Here is a 16,746-nt window from a genome sequence, read left to right as displayed (position 1 = left end):
GTGGATCCCATCGTCGTCACCCTCGTCGTTCTGCTCGCCGCGGTCGTGCTGTTCGTCTGGAACCGGCTGCCGGTCGAACTCGTCGCGATCGGCGTTGCCCTCGCCCTCGTCGTCACCGGCGTGCTTTCCGCCGAGCAGACCCTCGCCGGTTTCGGCGACCCCGTGATCGTGTTCATCGCGGCGCTGTTCGTCGTGAGCGAGGCCCTCGATGCGACCGGAGTGACGACCTGGGCCGGCCAGCAGCTCGTGCGGCGGGCGGGCACCCGGCGCTGGCGGATCGTGACACTCGTGATGGTGCTCGTCGCCCTCGTGACGGCCCTGATCAGCGTCAACGGGGCCGTCGCCGCCCTACTGCCGATGGTCGTCGTGCTCGCGATGCGGATCGGCGAGCCGCCCTCGCAGTTGCTGATGCCGCTCGCCTTCGGCGCGCATGCCGGATCGCTCCTCGTGCTGACCGGGACCCCGGTGAACGTGCTGATCGCCGAACTCGCGGTCTCTGCGGGCCAGCGCCCGATCGGGTTCTTCGAATTCGGCCTCGTCGGCGTCCCCCTCGTCGTCGGGACCATCCTGGTGACGGTGCTGCTCGGACCGAAGCTCCTGCCGAAACGAGCCGCGAAGCTCGCACCGCGGGACCTCAGCGAACACGCGCACACCCTGGCCGCCCAGTACTCGCTCGACGATCCCGAGTCGCTGTTCAGCCGGGAGAAGGGCGTCACGGAGATCGTCGTCCCGCCGCGGTCGTCGTTCGTCGGGGCGACGGTGTTCACCGGCATGGTGACCTCGAGCGGACAGCTCGTCGTCATCGCCATCCAGCGAGCCGGCGAAGACCTCACCGAGGCGACCCTCGTCGCCGGCGACGTGATGCTGCTCCGCGGCACCTGGGACGCCCTCGACAAGAACTCCGCCGACCCCGGCGTCGTCGTCGTCGACTCCCCGCAGAGCGTGCGCCGGCAGGCAGTCCCGATGGGCCCGCGGGCACGGACGGCGCTCGTCGTGCTGCTCGGGATGGTGATCCTGCTCGCGACCGGCATCGTGCCCGCCGCGCTCGCCGCCCTGGCGGCAGCAGCCGCGATGGTGCTGTTCCGGGTGCTGACGATCGGGCAGGCGCACCGCGCGATCTCGTGGACGACGCTCATCCTCGTCGGCGGGATGATCCCGCTGTCGACGGCGATCCAGGTCAGCGGGGCCGCGGACCTCATCGCGGGCGGCCTGGTGTCCGCCGTCGGCGGTGCGAGCCCGTACCTGCTCGTGCTCGGCATCGCAGGCGTGACCGTCGTGCTCGGCCAGCTGATCAGCAACATGGCAACGGCGCTGATCATCGCCCCCATCGCGATCGCGATCGCCGGCGAGACCGGCATCTCCCCCCTGCCGCTCCTGATGGCCGTCGCCGTGGCCGCGGCCGCATCATTCCTCACGCCGGTGGCGACCCCGGCCAACACGATGGTGCTGGGCCCCGGGGCGTACCGGTTCGGCGATTACTGGAAGCTCGGGCTACCGCTCGTCGTGCTCTTCCTGCTCGTGGCGACACTGCTCGTGCCCGTCTTCTGGCCCTTCCACTGACCTATCCGCCAGTTCGGGTCAGTCGACCTGGTCCATGAAGTCGGTCAGGTGGGCGATCGTCGGGATCGACGAGGTGATCACGGTGCCGTCGTCGCGACGCCCGCCCTCGATCGCGGCCGGCGATGGTGCCCCTGGCGTGCGGGCACCCTGGTGCTCGAGCGGAACGATGACGGGCTGGCCGAGACGGACGGTGAACGCCGGCGCACCGCGCACGGCGAGCTTCGCTTCGACACCGGCCTCGACGGTCACTTCGACCTCGCCCTGCCTGAGGTCGATCCGGAGCCGGGTGCCCTTGAGCGTGATCCGGAAGGTGAGCCCGTCCCAGCCTTCCGGCAGTCGCGGGTCGAGGGTGACCCGGCCGTTGTGGTCGCGCAGGCCGCCGAATCCGTAGACGAGGGCGCTCCAGACACCGCCGGCGGATGCGACGTGAACGCCATCGGCCGCGTTGTGGTGCAGGTCGGCGAGGTCGACGAACAGGCCGGAGGTGAAATACCGGAGCGCGAGCTCGTGGTACCCGACCTCGGCGGCGATGATCGACTGGACGACGTCGGACAGGGTCGAGTCACCGGTCGTGAGCGGGTCGTAGTAATCGAAGTCGGCGAGCTTCTCCTCCGGGGTGAACTGGTCCCCCTGCAGGAGCAGCGCGAGGACGACATCCGCTTGCTTGAGCACCTGGAAGCGGTAGATCACGAGCGGGTGGTAGTGCAGCAGCAGCGGCCGGTTCTGCGGCGGCGTCTGCGACAGGTCCCAGCGTTCCTTCTCGAGGAACTGCGCGTCCTGCGGGTGGATGGCGAGGCCCTTGTCGTAGGGAATGTGCATCGCCTCCGCGGCGAATGCCCACTCGGCGACCTCGGTGTCGAGGAGGTTCAGCCGGGCAACCATGGCATCGTAGGCGTCGCGGTCGATGTAGCGCAGCCGGCGGACCGCGGTCACGGCGTTCCGCAGGTTCGAGCGCGCCATGATGTTCGTGTACAGGTTGTCGTTGACGACGGTCGTGTATTCGTCCGGCCCGGTGACGCCGTGGATGTGGAACACGTCGTTGCCGTGCCCGTTGCCGCGCCAGAAGCCGAGGTCCGCCCACATCCGGCTCGTCTCGACGAGGATGTCGATGGCCTCGCGCGCGAGGAAGTCCTCGTCGCCGGTCGCGGCCACATACTGGCTGAGCGCATAGGCGATGTCGGCGTCGATGTGATACTGGGCCGTGCCCGCCGCGTAGTAGGCGGAGGACTCGAGCCCGTTGATCGTGCGCCACGGGAACAGGGCGCCGAGCTGGTTGAGCTCCGTCGCGCGGTCCCTGGCCTTGTCGAGCATCCCGTGCCGGAAGCGCAGCGCATTGCGGGCTGCGTTCGGCGAGGTGTATGTGAGGAACGGCAGTACGTAGACCTCGGTGTCCCAGAAATAGTGGCCGCCGTAGCCGGACCCGGATACACCCTTCGCGGAGACGCCCTGGCCGTCGGCGCGCATCGAGGCCTGGGCGAGCTGGAACAGGTTCCAGCGCACGGCCTGCTGCAGCACGGGCTGCCCGGGCAGCTGCACGTCGGTGCGCGCCCAGAAGTCGGTCAGCCATTCCTGCTGACGGGCGATGAACGATTCGACGCCCTCGTCCCGCGCCCGGTCGAGGGTGCGGTCGCAGCGGTCGGCGAGCTCGTGCGTGGGCACGCCGGCAGAGGTGTGGTAGCTGAGCGTCTTCGTGATGTGGATCGAATTGCCCTGCTTGGCCTTGATCGTGTACACGTGCTTGGCGAGGTCGTCTCCGATCGCCGAAGACTCGACGTACTCGTTGGCGGTCTCGATCTCGTGGTCGGCGGCGCACGCGATCGTCATCGCGGAGTTCGTGCAGCGGAAGCCGAGGATGTACCGGCCGCCGGATGCACGCTTGAAGCGCGGCTGCAGCACCCGGTCGGTGAAGGATTCCGCCTTGCGCGGGTCCCAGTCGGTCGTCGTCGAGCCCTTGGGCCGGTCGTACTCGCTGATCCCGTCCTGACGGTTCAGGATCTGGCTCGAGATCACGACGGAGGCATCCGCGTCGAGCATGGTGACCTCGTAGTCGATGACCGCGAGGTGCCGGTCGGTGAACGACACCATCCGGCGGGACCGGATCAGTACGCGCTTGCCCGACGGCGTGCGCCAGACGAGCGAGCGCGAGAGGATGCCGGTGGTGAAGTCGAGCCGGCGCTCGTAGCTGAGCAGCTCGGCGAGGGTCAGCACGAGTGGTTCGTCGTCGACGTAGACGCGGATCATCTTGGCGTCGGGTGCGTTGACGATCGTCTGGCCGACGCGGGCGAAACCGAAGGCCTCCTCCGCGTGCCGGATCGGCCAGGTCTCGTGGAAACCGTTGATGTAGGTGCCCTGCACGTGGCCGTCCCGGCCTTCGTCGACGTTGCCGCGCAGGCCGAGGTAGCCGTTGCCGACCGCGAAGAGCGTCTCGGTGCGACCGATGTCCGCTCCGGTGAACGCCGTCTCGACGAGCGCCCACTCGTCGACCGGGAAACGATTGCGGTCGAGAGGGTCCAGGATGGCCTCGTCAGTCACGTTCATGCGGTGGCCTCCTGCGGTGCGGTTTCGGGTGACGGGCTGAGCTCGGGAGGCTGAGGCACCAGCTCATCGAGGTCTGAGACGACAATATCGGCTCCGGCGTCCAGGAGGATATGCGCACCGACGCCGCGGTCGACACCGAGGACGAGTCCGAAATCACCGGCGCGGCCGGCCTGCACGCCGGACTCAGCGTCCTCGACCACGACGCACTCCGCGACCGTGAGGCCGAGGAGCTCGGCGCCGAGCCGGTAGGTGTCCGGTGCGGGCTTCCCGGCGAGTCCGCGTTCAGCGGCGAGGTTGCCGTCGACCAGGGTCTCGAAGCGTCCACGGATGCCCGCTGCCGCGAGGGTGAGCTCGCCGTTGCGCGAGCTCGTGACCACGGCGACCTGCAGCCCCGCGGCGACCACGTAGTCGAGGAACGCGATCGAGCCCGGGTACGGCGTCACTCCCTCTTCCGCAAGGGTTTCGTTGAAAGCCGCGTTCTTGCGGTTGCCGAGGCCGCACACGGTGTCCTGCGTGGGGGCATCCGTGGGGTCGCCGTCTGGCAGGGTGATGCCGCGCGAGGCGAGGAGACTGCGCACGCCGTCATAGCGGGGTTTGCCGTCGATGTACTTGAAGTAGTCGGCGTCACTATAGGAGGGACTCACGCCCTGGTCCTCGAGGAACGGGGTGAAGAGCCGGGACCACGCGACCATGTGCACGTCGGCGGTGGGAGTCAGCACGCCGTCGAGGTCGAAGAGCACGCCGCGCAGGCCGAGGAGTCGGTCGCGGGCCTGGGCGGGCGAAAGGGGAATGGTCGGAGAAGTCATAGACGGGAGCTCTTCTCGATAGATGCCTGAAAATGGAGGCGCCGGGGAATGGTGGGGGATGTATTCGCCCGGGTGTCGACATCTCGGCGGCGGTGACGAGGATCGCGAGCGACGCGTGTCCACCGGGTCCGGGGTGGGCCTGCGCCTGAGTACACAACAACCCTATGCCCTCCGGCGAGTAGACTTTCTATAAGTGAAACGATTCAACGTTGAACGCACACAGAGAGAAGTCAGACAATGATCACTCGCATGATCTGGAACCAAACGGCACATTTCGGCGCAGGGGCCATCAGCGTCATCCCCGGTGAAATAGCCGCCCGCGGCTTCGTCAAGGCCTTTGTGGTCTCGGACAAGGTGCTCGTCGCGACCGGTGTCACGGGCAAGGTCACGTCACTCCTCGACGATGCCGGAATCCCGTATGAGGTTTATTCGGACGTCACCCCGAACCCGCCGATCGACGCGGTCAAGCGCGGCGTCGCGGCCTTCGCTGCTTCCGGCGCCGACGTGCTGATCGGCATCGGCGGCGGCTCTCCGCAGGACACCTGCAAGGCCATCGGCATCATCACGAACAACCCGGAGTTCGCCGACGTGCGCTCCCTCGAGGGCGTGGCGGCCACCAAGCGCCCTGCGGTTCCGATGATCGCCGTTCCGACGACCGCCGGCACGGCATCCGAAACCACGATCAACTACGTGATCACCGACGTCGAACGTGAACGAAAGTTCGTCTGCGTCGACCCGCACGCGATTCCGGTCGTCGCGGTCGTCGACTCCGAAATGATGTCCTCGGCCCCGCGCTCTCTCAAGGTCGCCACGGGGCTCGACGCGCTCACCCACGCCATCGAGGGCTACACGACCAAGGGCGCCTGGGAACTGTCCGACCTGTTCCACCTCAAGGCGATCACGATGATCGCCGAATCGCTCACCGCGGCCGCGGACGGCGACCCGGTCGCCGCGGACCGGATGGCCCTCGCCCAGTACATCGCGGGCATGGGCTACTCCAACGTGGGCCTCGGCCTCGTGCACGGCATGGCCCACCCCCTCGGAGCGTTCTACAACGCCCCGCACGGCGTCGCGAACGGCATCCTGCTCGCCCCCGTGATGGCGTTCAACGCGGACTCGACCGGTGAGCGCTTCCGCGACATCGCCGTGGCCTTCAAGGTTCCCGGCGCCGCGGAGCTCTCCCTCGAGGATGCGCGGGACGCGGCCGTCGCCGCCGTCACCGACCTTGCCCGTGCCCTCGGAAACCCGACGACGCTGCGCGAGATCGGCGCGAAGGAAGAGGACCTCCCCGCCCTCGCCCAGGCCGCCTTCGACGATGTCTGCACCGGCGGCAACCCGCGCGACGTGTCCGTCGAGCAGATCCTCGCGCTGTACACCTCGATCTACTAGCCGACCCATACCTTTCCGGTCGAGAGTGACCCGTATACCGGGCACTCTCGACCGGAAAGGTGCACCTCAGGTGCATCGGCCGGGCTCTCGGTTTTCCCTCTTCCCCGGGCCGGCTACCGGTTGACGAGAGTCCGGGCCGGCTACCGGTTGACGAGAGTCCGGGCCGGCTACCGGTTGACGAGAGTCCGGGCCGGCGTGTACCGCTCGGGCACGAAGCTGCGGGCGACGAGGGCGCGCAACTCCTCGAGTGAGCCCGTGACGAGGCCCTGGGCCCGCGCCTGCACGAGCACGTTGCCGATCGCGGTCGCCTCGACGGGGCCGGCGAGAACGGGCAGGCCGAGCCGGTCGGCCGTGAGCTGGCAGAGCAGGCGGTTCTGCGAGCCGCCGCCGACGAGGTGCACGACCCGGACGTTCTTGCCCGAGAGCAGGCTGGCCTGTTCGACGCCGCGCGCGAAGGCATCCGCGAGGCTGTCGAGGATCGAGCGCACCAGTTCGGCGTTCGAGCGCGGAATGCGCAGGTCGTGCTCGCGACAGTAGTCGCGGATGCGCGCGGGCAGGTCCCCGGGGGCGAGGAAGCGCTCGTCGTCGGCGTCGAACACGGCGACGGGCGCGGTGACCTCGCCGGCCGCACGCAGCAGGTCGGCGAGGACGATCGTCTCGCCGGCGTGCTCCCAGGTGCGGATCGACTCGCTGAGCAGCCAGAGGCCCATCACGTTGTGCAGGTAGCGCACCCGGCCGTCGACGCCGCCCTCGTTCGTGAAGTTGGCCGCGCGGCCGGCCTCACTGAGCACGGGGGCCTCGAGCTCGACGCCGACGAGCCCCCAGGTGCCGCAGGAGATGTAGGCGAAGTCTTCGGTCAGGGCCGGCACGGCCACGACGGCGGATGCCGTGTCGTGCGATCCGATGGCCGTCACGTCGATCGACGCGCGGGCCCCGATCTCGTCAGTGACGCCAGGCAGCAGGGAGCCGATCCGGGTGCCTGCGTGGATGAGGGGCGGGAAGATCCGTCGGTCGAAGCCGAGCCGGTCGATGAGTGGTTCGTCCCACTCGCGGGTGCGCACGTTGAGGAGGCCGGTGGTCGATGCGTTGGTGCGTTCGGCGACGGCCACGCCGGTGAGCCAGTAGTTGAGGAGGTCCGGAACCAGCAGCATCCGGTCGGCCTGGTCGAGCGAACCGGCCGTGACGTCAGCGGTGAGCTGGTAGAGCGTGTTGAACGGCAGGAACTGGAGTCCGTTGGCGGCATACAGTTCGGCGGGGCCGGCGACGCCGTGGGTGAGGTCGACGGCGGGCAGGGTGCGCGCGTCGCGGTAGTGGTACGGGAGCTGCAGCATCCGCCCCTGGCGCAGCAGTGCGTAGTCGACCGCCCAGGAATCGACGCCGATGCTCGCGAGTCCGGGTTCTTCGGCGGCGGCGACGGTGAGGCCGGCGAGCACGCTGCGGTAGAGCTCGACGATGTTCCAGTGCAGCGACGGATGGCCGTCCTCGTTGAGGCGGATCGGCCCGTTCGGGAACCGGGCCACGGGGCGGAGGCTGATGCCCGCGCGTCCGACGTGGCCGAGCATGACCCGGCCGCTCGTGGCGCCGAGGTCGACGGCCGCGACGACTGCGGCATCCGTTGTGGTGGTCATCTTCGTACTCTCTGTAGTCGACGTGTGGGGGTGGTGCAGCGAGAGTCGCCGTTGTCGCCGAGATCGCCCGGTGTAACGGGTGATCTGGGCGGGAACGGCGACTCTCGGAGGTGTTGCGCGGTGGGTGGGCNTAACGGGTGATCTGGGCGGGAACGGCGACTCTCGGAGGTGTTGCGCGGTGGGTGGGCGGGGTCTAGGCGCCCCAGCCGGCCTGGGTGCCGCCGACGCGGTCGGCGGCGATCTTCGCCTGGTAACCGGATGCCGCGAACGCCTTCATCGGGTCGGCCGGCAGCCCGCGGGACTCGCGCCACGCGGCGAGGTCCGCGCGGACGTCGCTGTAGAAGGCATCCATCATGATGCCGTTGGCGCCGAGGACGTCGCCGGCCTCCTGCGCCGCCGTCAGGGCGGTCCGGTCGACGGAGAGGGCGCGGGCGGTCATCTCCTGCACGTTGAGCACGGAACGGATCTGGCCGGGGATCTTCTCCTCGACGTTGTGGCACTGGTCGAGCATGAACGCGACGGTCGAGTCTGGTCCGTAGCCGCCGCCGCGGATGACCTCGTAGAGGATCCGGAACAGCTGGAACGGGTCCGCGGCACCGACGATGAGGTCGTCGTCGGCGTAGAAGCGGGAGTTGAAGTCGAAGGAACCGAGCTTGCCGAGGCGGAGCAGCTGGGCGACGATGAACTCGATGTTCGTGCCCGGGGCGTGGTGCCCGGTGTCGAGGCAGACCATGGCGCGGTCGCCGAGCGCCGCGACCTGGGCGTAGCTGGTTCCCCAGTCGGGCACATCGGTGTGATAGAACGCCGGCTCGAAGAACTTGTACTCCAGCACGAGGCGCTGGTTCTCGCCGAGACGGGCGTAGATCGCGGCGAGGGAGTCCGCGAGGCGGTCCTGTCGGCCGCGGATGTCGCCCTGGCCGGGATAGTTGGTGCCGTCCGCGAGCCAGATCTTCAGGTCTTCCGACCCGGTCTGGTTCATCACGTCGATGCACTCGAAGTGGTGGTCGATCGCCATCTGGCGCACCTTCGGGTCAATGTGGGTCAGGCTGCCGAACTTGTAGGCATCGTCCTGGAAGGTGTTCGAGTTGACCGTGCCGAGCGTGACGCCGAGGTCTTCGGCGTACCTGCCGAGCGCGGCGTAGTCATCGACCTTGTCCCACGGGATGTGGATCGCGACGCTCGGGGAAAGCGCGGTGAACTTGTTGACCTGCGCGGCATCGGCGATCTTCTCCTCTGGGGTGCGCGGGGTGCCGGGGGTCGAGAAGACCTTGAACCGGGTGCCCGAGTTGCCGAACGCCCACGACGGGAGCTCGATGGCCTGGCTTTCCAGGAGGCGAAGGGTTTCGGTGGATACCGTCATGGGGTCACTTCTCTGTGGGGATATCTGTGGGTGTGGCTGTGGATACTGCTGAGGTTGCGCTCGGCGGCGGCCCACTCTGGGCCGCCGCACGGGGTGCCGACTGCCGGTTAGGGCAGGCGGGCGCCCTCGGGGATGACGATCTTGTCGAGCTGGAGAATGTTCGGGGTACCGAGCTGGAGGGCCCCGTAGAGCACCTGCGCGTTGGCCTCGACGGCGACGGCGACCTTGAATGCCCCGGCGACGTCTTCGCCGACCGAGATCATCCCGTGGTTGCCCCAGACGACGGCGTTCGTGTCGTCGCCCATGAGCGCGGCGCTGAGTTCGCCGAAGTCCTTGTTGGTGGAGAACTCGAACGGCATGATGCGTACGGCACCCTTGGCGTAGAGCACCATGTTCAGCAGCACGGGGTCGATGGTCTTGCCGACGGCGCCGAACATGTTCGCGTACGGCGACTCGGTGTGCACGATCGCGTTGATGTCGGGGCGGCGACGGTAATGGGCGAGGTGGACATCCGTCTCGGTCGAGGGGAACAGGTCCCCCTCGATGACGACGCCGTCATAACCGACGACGACCATCTCGTCGATCGTCAGGACGTCGTAACGGATGCCGGACGGCGTAATGACGATCGCATCATGCTCGGGAAGGCGAATGGAAATGTTGCCCTGGGTGTTGAAGTTGAGTCCGGTGCGCACCGACTCCTTGCACCAGTACAGGATTTCTTCGCGGAGTTCGCGACGGGCAAAGCTCATGGGGTGTCCTCGTCTTCGTGGGTATTGAATCGTTTCAACTATCACGACTATAACTCCGGAAACCGCGGCACGTCAACTCACCGGATCCCCCGGATTCCGACCCCGTCCGAGGCGCACCCGAAAAGGTTAGGCAGGCACACGATTGTGACGTAGTCTGCTGACGTGCCACGTTGAATCGTTTCATTCAACGACGGGCACGGCGCCACCGGCGCCACCGCATCGCGTCCTCGAAGCCGAGGCCACGAGCCTCTGCATCAATGACGAGAGCAAAGGAGGACCATTCGTGGTCCGAATTGGAAACAAAAGCACAACGGGAATGAAGGCCACCATTTCGGTGGCGATGTCGAATTACATCGAAGCGGGATCGATCATCGCGATCGCAACCAGCCTGTCGCTCTGGCAGAAGGAATTCGGGATCGACGACTTCGCGGTCGGGTTACTCGCGGCCCTGAGCGCGAACGCGTTCGGCGCTGCGGCCGGTGCGCTCATCGGCGGCCCGCTGTGCGACAAGTACGGTCGCAAGTTCATCTATACCTACGACCTCATCGTGTACATGATCGGCGTCGCACTCGCGGTCTTCGCGATGAGCTACGGGATGCTGCTGCTCGCCTTCATCATCACCGGTATCGCCGTCGGCGCCGGCGTTCCGGCCTCCTGGACCTACCTCTCCGAGCAGGCGCCGGCGGGACAGCGCGCCAAGCACGTCGGCGCCGCCCAGCTCGCCTGGTCCTGCGGCCCGCTGATCGGCTTTCTGCTCGCGGTCGCGGTCGAGCCCCTCGGCCTCCTCGGCAGCCGGCTCATCTTCGCCGAGCTCTTCGTCGTTGCCTTCATCACCTGGTACATGCGGCAGGGACTGCCGGAGACGGCCATCTGGAAGGAATCCAACGCGAAGGCCACATCGACCAATGTCTTCCACGGCGTCAGGGCGCTCTTCAGCAAGAAGGCGAACATCACCGCGATCTTCTTCCTGATCGGTGTGTACTCGTTCTGGAATATAGTCGCAGGACAGGCCGGAATCTTCATGCCCCGGGTGTACGCGGCCGCGGGCGTCGAGAGCGCGACCGAGCAGTACCTACTGCAGGCGCTCGTCTGGGGCCTCACCGTTGCCACGACCTACTTCGGCTTCATGCGTCTCGCCGACAGGTTCAACCGCCGCATCCTCTACATCGTTGGTTCGCTGCTCGGCATCGCGGCCTGGGCCGTCCTTGTCTTCGCCGAACCCACCATGCCGGCGCTGCTCTCCTTCGCCGTGCTCTGGGGCGTCGCAGCGGGCATCGGTGCACAGGCGTTCTACGGCCTCTGGGCCAGTGAGCTCTTCGCGACCGAGTACCGGGCGAGCGCCCAGGGCATCCTCTTCTTCGTCGCCCGGATCATGGTCGGCCTGCTGAGCATGGTCTTCCCGATCCTGCTGACCTCGATCGGCCTGTCCTGGCTCGGACTCATCCTGATCGGCTTCCTCGCCGTCTCGCTCGTCGTCGGGGCCGTCTGGGCGCCGCACACCCAGGGCAAGACCCTCCAGCAGATCGAAGCCGAACGCTACCCGGAAGACGTCGTCGCCGGGGAGCCCGTCCTCGACGCGTCTGGCCTCGACGCGTCTGGTCTCGAGGCGCGTGACGTCGAGGAACCGGTCGCCATGAACATGCACTTCTAGCCGGCTCGAGCGCCCCGGCCGCCGCCGCGCCCGTTTGCGCAGCCCGCACCCGAAAGGGCGGGCGCGGCCTGCGGAAACCGGCGCGGGGCGGGCTCAGCCCGCGGTCGACTCGCGGACGATGAGCTCGGGCTGGAACTGGATCTGCTCGTGCTCGAAGTCCTCGCCGCCCTCCGCCTCGCGCAGGAGCAGGTCGACGGCCGTGTAGCCGATCAGGGCGCTCGGCTGCCGGATCGAGGAGAGCGGAACGACGGCGGCGGCCGCGAAGGCGATGTCGTCGTATCCGATCAGGGCAATATCGCGAGGGACACGTACGTCTCCGAGCATATTCAGTGCCTGGAGTACGCCGATCGCGAGCAGGTCGTTCGCCGCGAACACGGCGTCCGGGCGTTCGGCCGCTGGCCGGGTGAGCAGTTGCTCGCCGACAGTGCGTCCTTGCAGCACCGAGAGCGAGTCCGTGTCGATCGTCTCGAGGACGACTCCCGGGTGCTCGGCGACGGCCTTGCGGGCGCCCTCGAGCCGGTCGACGACCTGGCGGATGCTGTGGGGTCCGCCGACGAAGGCGATCCGGGTGCGCCCGATGGCGGCGAGGTGGCTCACCGCGAGATATCCGCCGGCCACGTCGTCGACGGCGACGGACGAGAAGCTCCGATCGGCGATCTCCCGGTCCACGAGCACGGTCGGGGTCCCCCGGGCGCGGAGCCGTGAGAGTCGGTCGCCGACGTCTCCGAGGGGCGAGATCAGCACGCCGTGCACCCGCTGTTCCTCGAAGAGGTCGAGGTAGGCGCTCTGGCGTCCCGGGTTCTCGTCGCTGTTGCCCAGGAGTACCGTGAGGCCCTCTTCGGCCGCGCGGTCCTCTGCGCCGCGTGCGACATCCGTGAAGAACGGGTTGGCGACGTCGAGGACGATGAGGCCGATGCTCCGGCTGCGACCGGCGCGGAGTTGACGGGCGGCGTCGTTGCGCACGAATCCGAGCTCGGTGATCGCCGCCTGGACGCGCTCGACGGTGCTTGCCGAGACCTTGTCCGGGCGATTGAGCACGTTCGACACCGTGCCGACGGATACGCCGGCGGTGGCGGCCACGTCTCGTACGCTGATCGCTGCCACGTGCACTCTTTCGCTCAAATATGTTGCGCACCATTGCGCTTGACAGCAGTCTAGGACACCGGGCGCGAGGGTTTGAAACGACTCATCGGGGCGACGAGTGGGAGTGTCTCGTTTCAATCACGTTCCGGTACCGCTGCATTTTGGACATTGACGGATGCTCGGAACTCGTTCTATATTCAACTCTGCACGGTCCTGAAACGATTCACCCTCAATGTGGAGGCACGAACATCGCCAGCCCAAGTGAAACCAGCACACCCTCCGGCGAGGCGCCTGAACCGAGACTCGCCCTGCGCGGCGCGGTCAAGGCCTTCGGCCCGGTCGTCGCCCTGGCCGAAGGCACGATCGAGATCCTTCCCGGCGAGATCCACGCGTTAGTCGGCGAAAACGGGGCTGGCAAGTCCACCCTCGTGAAGATTCTCGCGGGGCTGTACCACCTCGATGCCGGCGAGTTCCGGGTCGATGGTCGGCCGGTCGTGTTCAGGAATGTCGCAGACAGCAAGGCGGTCGGCATCTCCGTCATCTACCAGGAGCCCACCCTTTTCCCCGACATCACGGTCGGCGAGAACATCTTCATCGGGCGACAGCCGAAAGGCCGCCTCGGGCTGATCAGCCGGGCCGCGATGCGGTCGGCCGCGCGCAGGCTCTTCGACCAGCTCGGTGTCCGGATCGACCCCGACCGGGTCGCAGAGGGGCTCTCGATCGCCGACCAGCAGATCATCGAGATCGCCAAGGCCATCTCCCTGGACGCCAAGATCCTCATCATGGACGAGCCGACTGCGGCGCTGTCCGGTGTCGAGGTCGAGCGGCTGTTCCAGGTCGCCCGCAACCTGCGAGCCAATGGCGCGGGCATCCTGTTCATCTCGCACCGCTTCGACGAGGTCTTCGACCTCTGCGACCGGATCACGGTGATGCGCGACGGCCGGTACATCGCCACCCACGTCACCACGGACGTCACGGTGGACGCCATCGTGCGCGAAATGGTCGGCCGCGACGTGGGCGCTCTCTTTCCCAAGGAGGTCGCCCCGGTCGGCGATACCGTACTGACCGTCCGGGGACTCGGGCGCGCGGGAGTCTTCTCGGACATCAGCTTCGAGGTGAAGGCCGGCGAAGTCGTCGGCCTCGCCGGCCTCGTCGGCGCCGGCCGCACCGAGGTGGCGCGGGCGGTCTTCGGGATCGATCCGTACGACCGCGGCTCCGTCGAGTTCCTGGGGACACGCCTCAAGCCGCACAACCCCAAGGCCTCGACCGACGCCGGCATGGGGTTCGTCCCGGAGGACCGACGCAAGCAGGGGCTCGTGATGGACCTCTCGGTCGCTCGCAACACGGCGCTCACCCTGCGCGACCGGCTCGCCCGGTTCGGAATCATCGATGTCCGGGCCGAACGCACGGCCGCCGCCGAGTGGAGTGCGCGCCTGCACGTGAAGACGACCTCCCAGGAATATGCGGTCTCCACCCTCTCGGGCGGAAACCAGCAGAAGGTCGTGCTCGCCAAATGGCTCGCCACCGACCCGAAGTTCCTGATCGTCGACGAGCCGACCCGCGGCATCGACGTGGGCACCAAGAGCGAGGTCCATCGGCTCATCTCCGACCTCGCCGGTCGCGGCATCGCGATCCTGATGATCTCGAGCGAACTGCCCGAGGTGCTCGGTATGGCCGACCGTGTTCTCGTCATGCACGAGGGCCGGATCACGGCCGAGTTGAGCCGCGCGGAAGCCACCCCCGAATCGATCATGCACGCGGCCACCGCGTCACTGGAGCGCACACAATGACCATTGCCCCGACCGTGCCCCCCGGCCAGAGCGAGCGCACCGACGGCGCGAGGTCCGGCCGCCTCGGCGCCCTCCTCCGCCTGCGTGAACTGCCCGTCACACTCGCCCTGATCGCCCTCGTCGTCATCACGACGATCGCGAACCCCTTGTTCCTCAGCCCCCAGGGTATGAAGGACCTGCTCCTGAACGCCACCATCGTGATGATCCTCGCGGTCGGCCAGGCCCTCGTCATCATCACCCGAAACGTCGATCTCTCGGTCGGTTCCATCCTCGGCCTCGTCGCCTTCGGGACCGGAACCCTGTTCGCGAATGTTCCAGGGATCCCCATTGTCGTGGTCTTCGTCGTGGGTATGCTCCTCGGCGCCTTCCTCGGGGCGATCAACGGCATCCTGGTCACGGTGGCCAAAGTGCCTGCGCTCGTGATCACGCTCGGCACCCTCTATATCTACCGGGGCATCAACAACTCCTGGGCCGGCGGCACCCAGTACTTCGCCGGCGACCGTCCGGAAGCCTTCGGATCGCTCTCCGTGGACACCGTCTTCGGCTTTCCCCTGATCACCCTCATCGCGGTCGTCGTCATTGCCATCGTCGCGATCTACCTGAACGGGGTCCGCGCGGGCCGCGACCTCTACGCAATCGGCTCAGACCCGGACGCAGCGCTCCTCTTCGGCATCCCGGTGAGCCGGCGCGTGTTGCTGGCCTTCCTCTTCAACGGCGTTCTGGCCGGTCTCGCCGGAGTGCTCTACGCGAGCCGCTTCAACTCGGTCGGCGCGACAACGGGAACCGGCCTCGAGCTTTCGGTCGTCGCGGCCGCGGTCGTCGGCGGGGTCGCGATCTCGGGCGGCAGTGGATCAGTGGTCGGGGCGGCAATCGGCGCCCTGCTCCTCACGACGATCACGAGCGCGCTCACGGCCGTGCGGGTCGACAAGTTCTGGCAGCAGGCCATCGTCGGCATGCTCATCCTCAGTGCTGTCATCATCGACCGGATCGCCAGCGTGCGGACGGCCCGAAAGCTCCGAATCAGTGAGGCCCGCGATGTCTAACCACACCAAGCAGTCCCCGGCACCGGCCGGCCCCGACCGGATCACCGCCCTCGACACCCGGCTGATCTCGACGGACAAGACCCTGGCGTCCGTTCCGAAGGGGCGAACGGGTGCCGCCCGGGTGCTCCTGGGCCGCGACGCGATCATGATCTACGCGCTCATCGTCTTCGTGCTCTACGCGAGCATCGCCATTCCGCGCTTCGCGACACCGGTCACGGTCGGCTTCCTGCTGCTCGACGTGATCCCGGTGCTCCTGATCGCGATGCCGATGACCCTCGTCATCATCACCGGCGAGATCGACCTCTCCGTCGCGAGCATCGCGGGCCTGACGAGCGCGCTGATGGGCGTGCTCTGGGCTGCCGGCCTCCCGATCGAGGTGGTCCTGGTCGTCTGCGTGGTCGCCGGAGTGGCCGCAGGTGCGTTCAACGGTTTCCTGATCGCGGTGGTCGGGCTGCCCTCGCTCGCGGTGACGATCGGCACCCTGGCGCTCTACCGCGGCCTCGCACTCGTCGTGATCGGCGACAATGCCATTGCGAACTTCCCACCGGAACTCACGGCGTTCTTCACCTCGAAGCTCGGCGGCACGGGCATCCCCACCATGATGATCCCCGTCGCCGTGGTCGCCCTGTTCTTCGGGGTGCTCCTGCACCTGACTCCCTTCGGCCGCGGACTGTACGCCCTCGGCTTCAGCACGGAGGCCGCGACGTTCGTCGGCATCCGGGTGGCCAGGGCCAAGTTCTGGCTCTACGTCGGCACCGGAACGGTCTCCGCGCTCGCCGGGATCTTCTGGACGCTCCGCTACTCGAGCGCCCGCAGCGACAACGCGACCGGTCTCGAGCTCACGGTGATCGCCGCCGTGCTGCTCGGCGGGGTGTCGATCTTCGGCGGCAAGGGCTCGATACCGGGCGTGATCGCCGGCGTGCTCCTCATCGGCACCATCAACTTCTCGCTGCGCCTCGAGCGGATCTCCGACGTGGTCCTGATCATCGTCACGGGAACGCTGCTCATCGCATCCGTCGTCACACCGAATGTCTACGCGGCCATCAAGGCCTGGCGGCAGTCGAGACGGCTGCACAACACACTTCCCCAGGTACCCGCCTCGGGAGCAACCAACGCCACAGCATCCGGCGTTCCGGAAAGGAAATGACA

The 16,746-nt window shown here is 67.6% G+C and carries 12 protein-coding genes; 6 read left to right on the top strand and 6 right to left on the bottom strand.

The features are described from left to right. Nucleotides 1–1,560: an SLC13 family permease gene (locus E3O44_RS10700; protein ID WP_134534707.1), complete on the top strand. Its 1,560-nt coding sequence runs from the start codon at nt 1–3 to the stop codon at nt 1,558–1,560. A gap of 18 nt (nt 1,561–1,578) precedes the next feature. Here E3O44_RS10700 and E3O44_RS10695 read toward each other — a convergent pair whose 3' ends face one another. Together E3O44_RS10695 and E3O44_RS10690 are read right to left on the bottom strand one after the other, a co-directional pair. After that, nucleotides 1,579–4,098, bottom strand: a complete 2,520-nt coding sequence (locus E3O44_RS10695; RefSeq protein WP_134534706.1) for a glycoside hydrolase family 65 protein — start codon at nt 4,096–4,098, stop codon at nt 1,579–1,581. Then, a complete protein-coding gene (locus tag E3O44_RS10690; RefSeq protein ID WP_134534705.1) occupies nt 4,095–4,904 on the bottom strand; it encodes an HAD family hydrolase in 810 nt (269 codons plus the stop codon). Before E3O44_RS10690 ends, E3O44_RS10695 begins: the two co-directional genes overlap by 4 nt. A gap of 249 nt (nt 4,905–5,153) precedes the next feature. Here E3O44_RS10690 and fucO point away from each other — a divergent pair, with 249 nt between their 5' ends. After that, nucleotides 5,154–6,293, top strand: coding sequence for a lactaldehyde reductase (fucO, locus tag E3O44_RS10685; RefSeq protein ID WP_241976245.1), 1,140 nt, complete (start codon nt 5,154–5,156; stop codon nt 6,291–6,293). A 167-nt stretch (nt 6,294–6,460) separates the two neighbouring features. On the opposite strand, the gene E3O44_RS10680 is transcribed toward fucO, so the two are convergent. From E3O44_RS10680 to E3O44_RS10670, 3 genes are all read right to left on the bottom strand, one after another. Continuing rightward, nucleotides 6,461–7,921 (bottom strand): rhamnulokinase, encoded by a 1,461-nt coding sequence (locus E3O44_RS10680; protein ID WP_134534703.1) that lies wholly within the window; start codon nt 7,919–7,921, stop codon nt 6,461–6,463. Nucleotides 7,922–8,114: 193 nt separating this feature from the next. Continuing rightward, nucleotides 8,115–9,281 carry an L-rhamnose isomerase gene (gene rhaI / locus E3O44_RS10675; RefSeq protein ID WP_134534702.1) on the bottom strand — a complete coding sequence of 389 codons (1,167 nt, stop codon included), beginning with the start codon at nt 9,279–9,281 and terminating at the stop codon, nt 8,115–8,117. 107 nt (nt 9,282–9,388) lie between these two features. Then, the gene (locus E3O44_RS10670; protein ID WP_134534701.1) at nt 9,389–10,030 is read right to left on the bottom strand and encodes a class II aldolase/adducin family protein; all 642 of its coding nucleotides are present in this window, start codon (nt 10,028–10,030) and stop codon (nt 9,389–9,391) included. Between the two features lie 316 nt (nt 10,031–10,346). Between E3O44_RS10670 and E3O44_RS10665 the strand changes: the two genes are divergently transcribed. After that, a complete protein-coding gene (locus tag E3O44_RS10665) occupies nt 10,347–11,681 on the top strand; it encodes an MFS transporter (protein ID WP_134534700.1) in 1,335 nt (444 codons plus the stop codon). A 93-nt stretch (nt 11,682–11,774) separates the two neighbouring features. On the opposite strand, the gene E3O44_RS10660 is transcribed toward E3O44_RS10665, so the two are convergent. After that, nucleotides 11,775–12,785 (bottom strand): LacI family DNA-binding transcriptional regulator, encoded by a 1,011-nt coding sequence (locus E3O44_RS10660; RefSeq protein ID WP_134534699.1) that lies wholly within the window; start codon nt 12,783–12,785, stop codon nt 11,775–11,777. Between the two features lie 227 nt (nt 12,786–13,012). On the opposite strand from E3O44_RS10660, the gene E3O44_RS10655 reads away from it, so the two are divergent. Genes E3O44_RS10655 through E3O44_RS10645 form a run of 3 tightly spaced genes read left to right on the top strand, consistent with a single transcriptional unit; the run spans nt 13,013 to nt 16,744 of the window. Further along, on the top strand, nt 13,013–14,554 hold the full coding sequence (locus E3O44_RS10655) for a sugar ABC transporter ATP-binding protein (RefSeq protein WP_420897925.1): 1,542 nt from the start codon (nt 13,013–13,015) through the stop codon (nt 14,552–14,554). Continuing rightward, nucleotides 14,551–15,597, top strand: a complete 1,047-nt coding sequence (locus E3O44_RS10650; RefSeq protein ID WP_134534697.1) for an ABC transporter permease — start codon at nt 14,551–14,553, stop codon at nt 15,595–15,597. The genes E3O44_RS10655 and E3O44_RS10650 overlap by 4 nt, the downstream gene beginning before the upstream one ends. Beyond that, on the top strand, nt 15,590–16,744 hold the full coding sequence (locus E3O44_RS10645; RefSeq protein ID WP_134534696.1) for an ABC transporter permease: 1,155 nt from the start codon (nt 15,590–15,592) through the stop codon (nt 16,742–16,744). The genes E3O44_RS10650 and E3O44_RS10645 overlap by 8 nt, the downstream gene beginning before the upstream one ends. Nucleotides 16,745–16,746 lie beyond the last annotated feature (2 nt).

The sequence above is a fragment of the Cryobacterium algoricola genome, from assembly GCF_004402485.1.
Taxonomy (GTDB): domain Bacteria; phylum Actinomycetota; class Actinomycetes; order Actinomycetales; family Microbacteriaceae; genus Cryobacterium; species Cryobacterium algoricola.
The sequence above is the reverse complement of the archived record's forward strand: the minus strand, read 5'-3'. Positions and strand labels throughout refer to the sequence as shown.

What these genes read in the sequence shown, in the direction of transcription:
- E3O44_RS10695 (WP_134534706.1), bottom strand. Translation starts at nt 4,098, where the DNA reads ATGAACGTGACTGACGAGGCCATCCTGGACCCTCTCGACCGCAATCGT.
- E3O44_RS10690 (WP_134534705.1), bottom strand. Translation starts at nt 4,904, where the DNA reads ATGACTTCTCCGACCATTCCCCTTTCGCCCGCCCAGGCCCGCGACCGA.
- fucO (WP_241976245.1), top strand. Translation starts at nt 5,154, where the DNA reads ATGATCTGGAACCAAACGGCACATTTCGGCGCAGGGGCCATCAGCGTC.
- E3O44_RS10680 (WP_134534703.1), bottom strand. Translation starts at nt 7,921, where the DNA reads ATGACCACCACAACGGATGCCGCAGTCGTCGCGGCCGTCGACCTCGGC.
- rhaI (WP_134534702.1), bottom strand. Translation starts at nt 9,281, where the DNA reads ATGACGGTATCCACCGAAACCCTTCGCCTCCTGGAAAGCCAGGCCATC.
- E3O44_RS10670 (WP_134534701.1), bottom strand. Translation starts at nt 10,030, where the DNA reads ATGAGCTTTGCCCGTCGCGAACTCCGCGAAGAAATCCTGTACTGGTGC.
- E3O44_RS10665 (WP_134534700.1), top strand. Translation starts at nt 10,347, where the DNA reads ATGAAGGCCACCATTTCGGTGGCGATGTCGAATTACATCGAAGCGGGA.
- E3O44_RS10650 (WP_134534697.1), top strand. Translation starts at nt 14,551, where the DNA reads ATGACCATTGCCCCGACCGTGCCCCCCGGCCAGAGCGAGCGCACCGAC.
- E3O44_RS10645 (WP_134534696.1), top strand. Translation starts at nt 15,590, where the DNA reads ATGTCTAACCACACCAAGCAGTCCCCGGCACCGGCCGGCCCCGACCGG.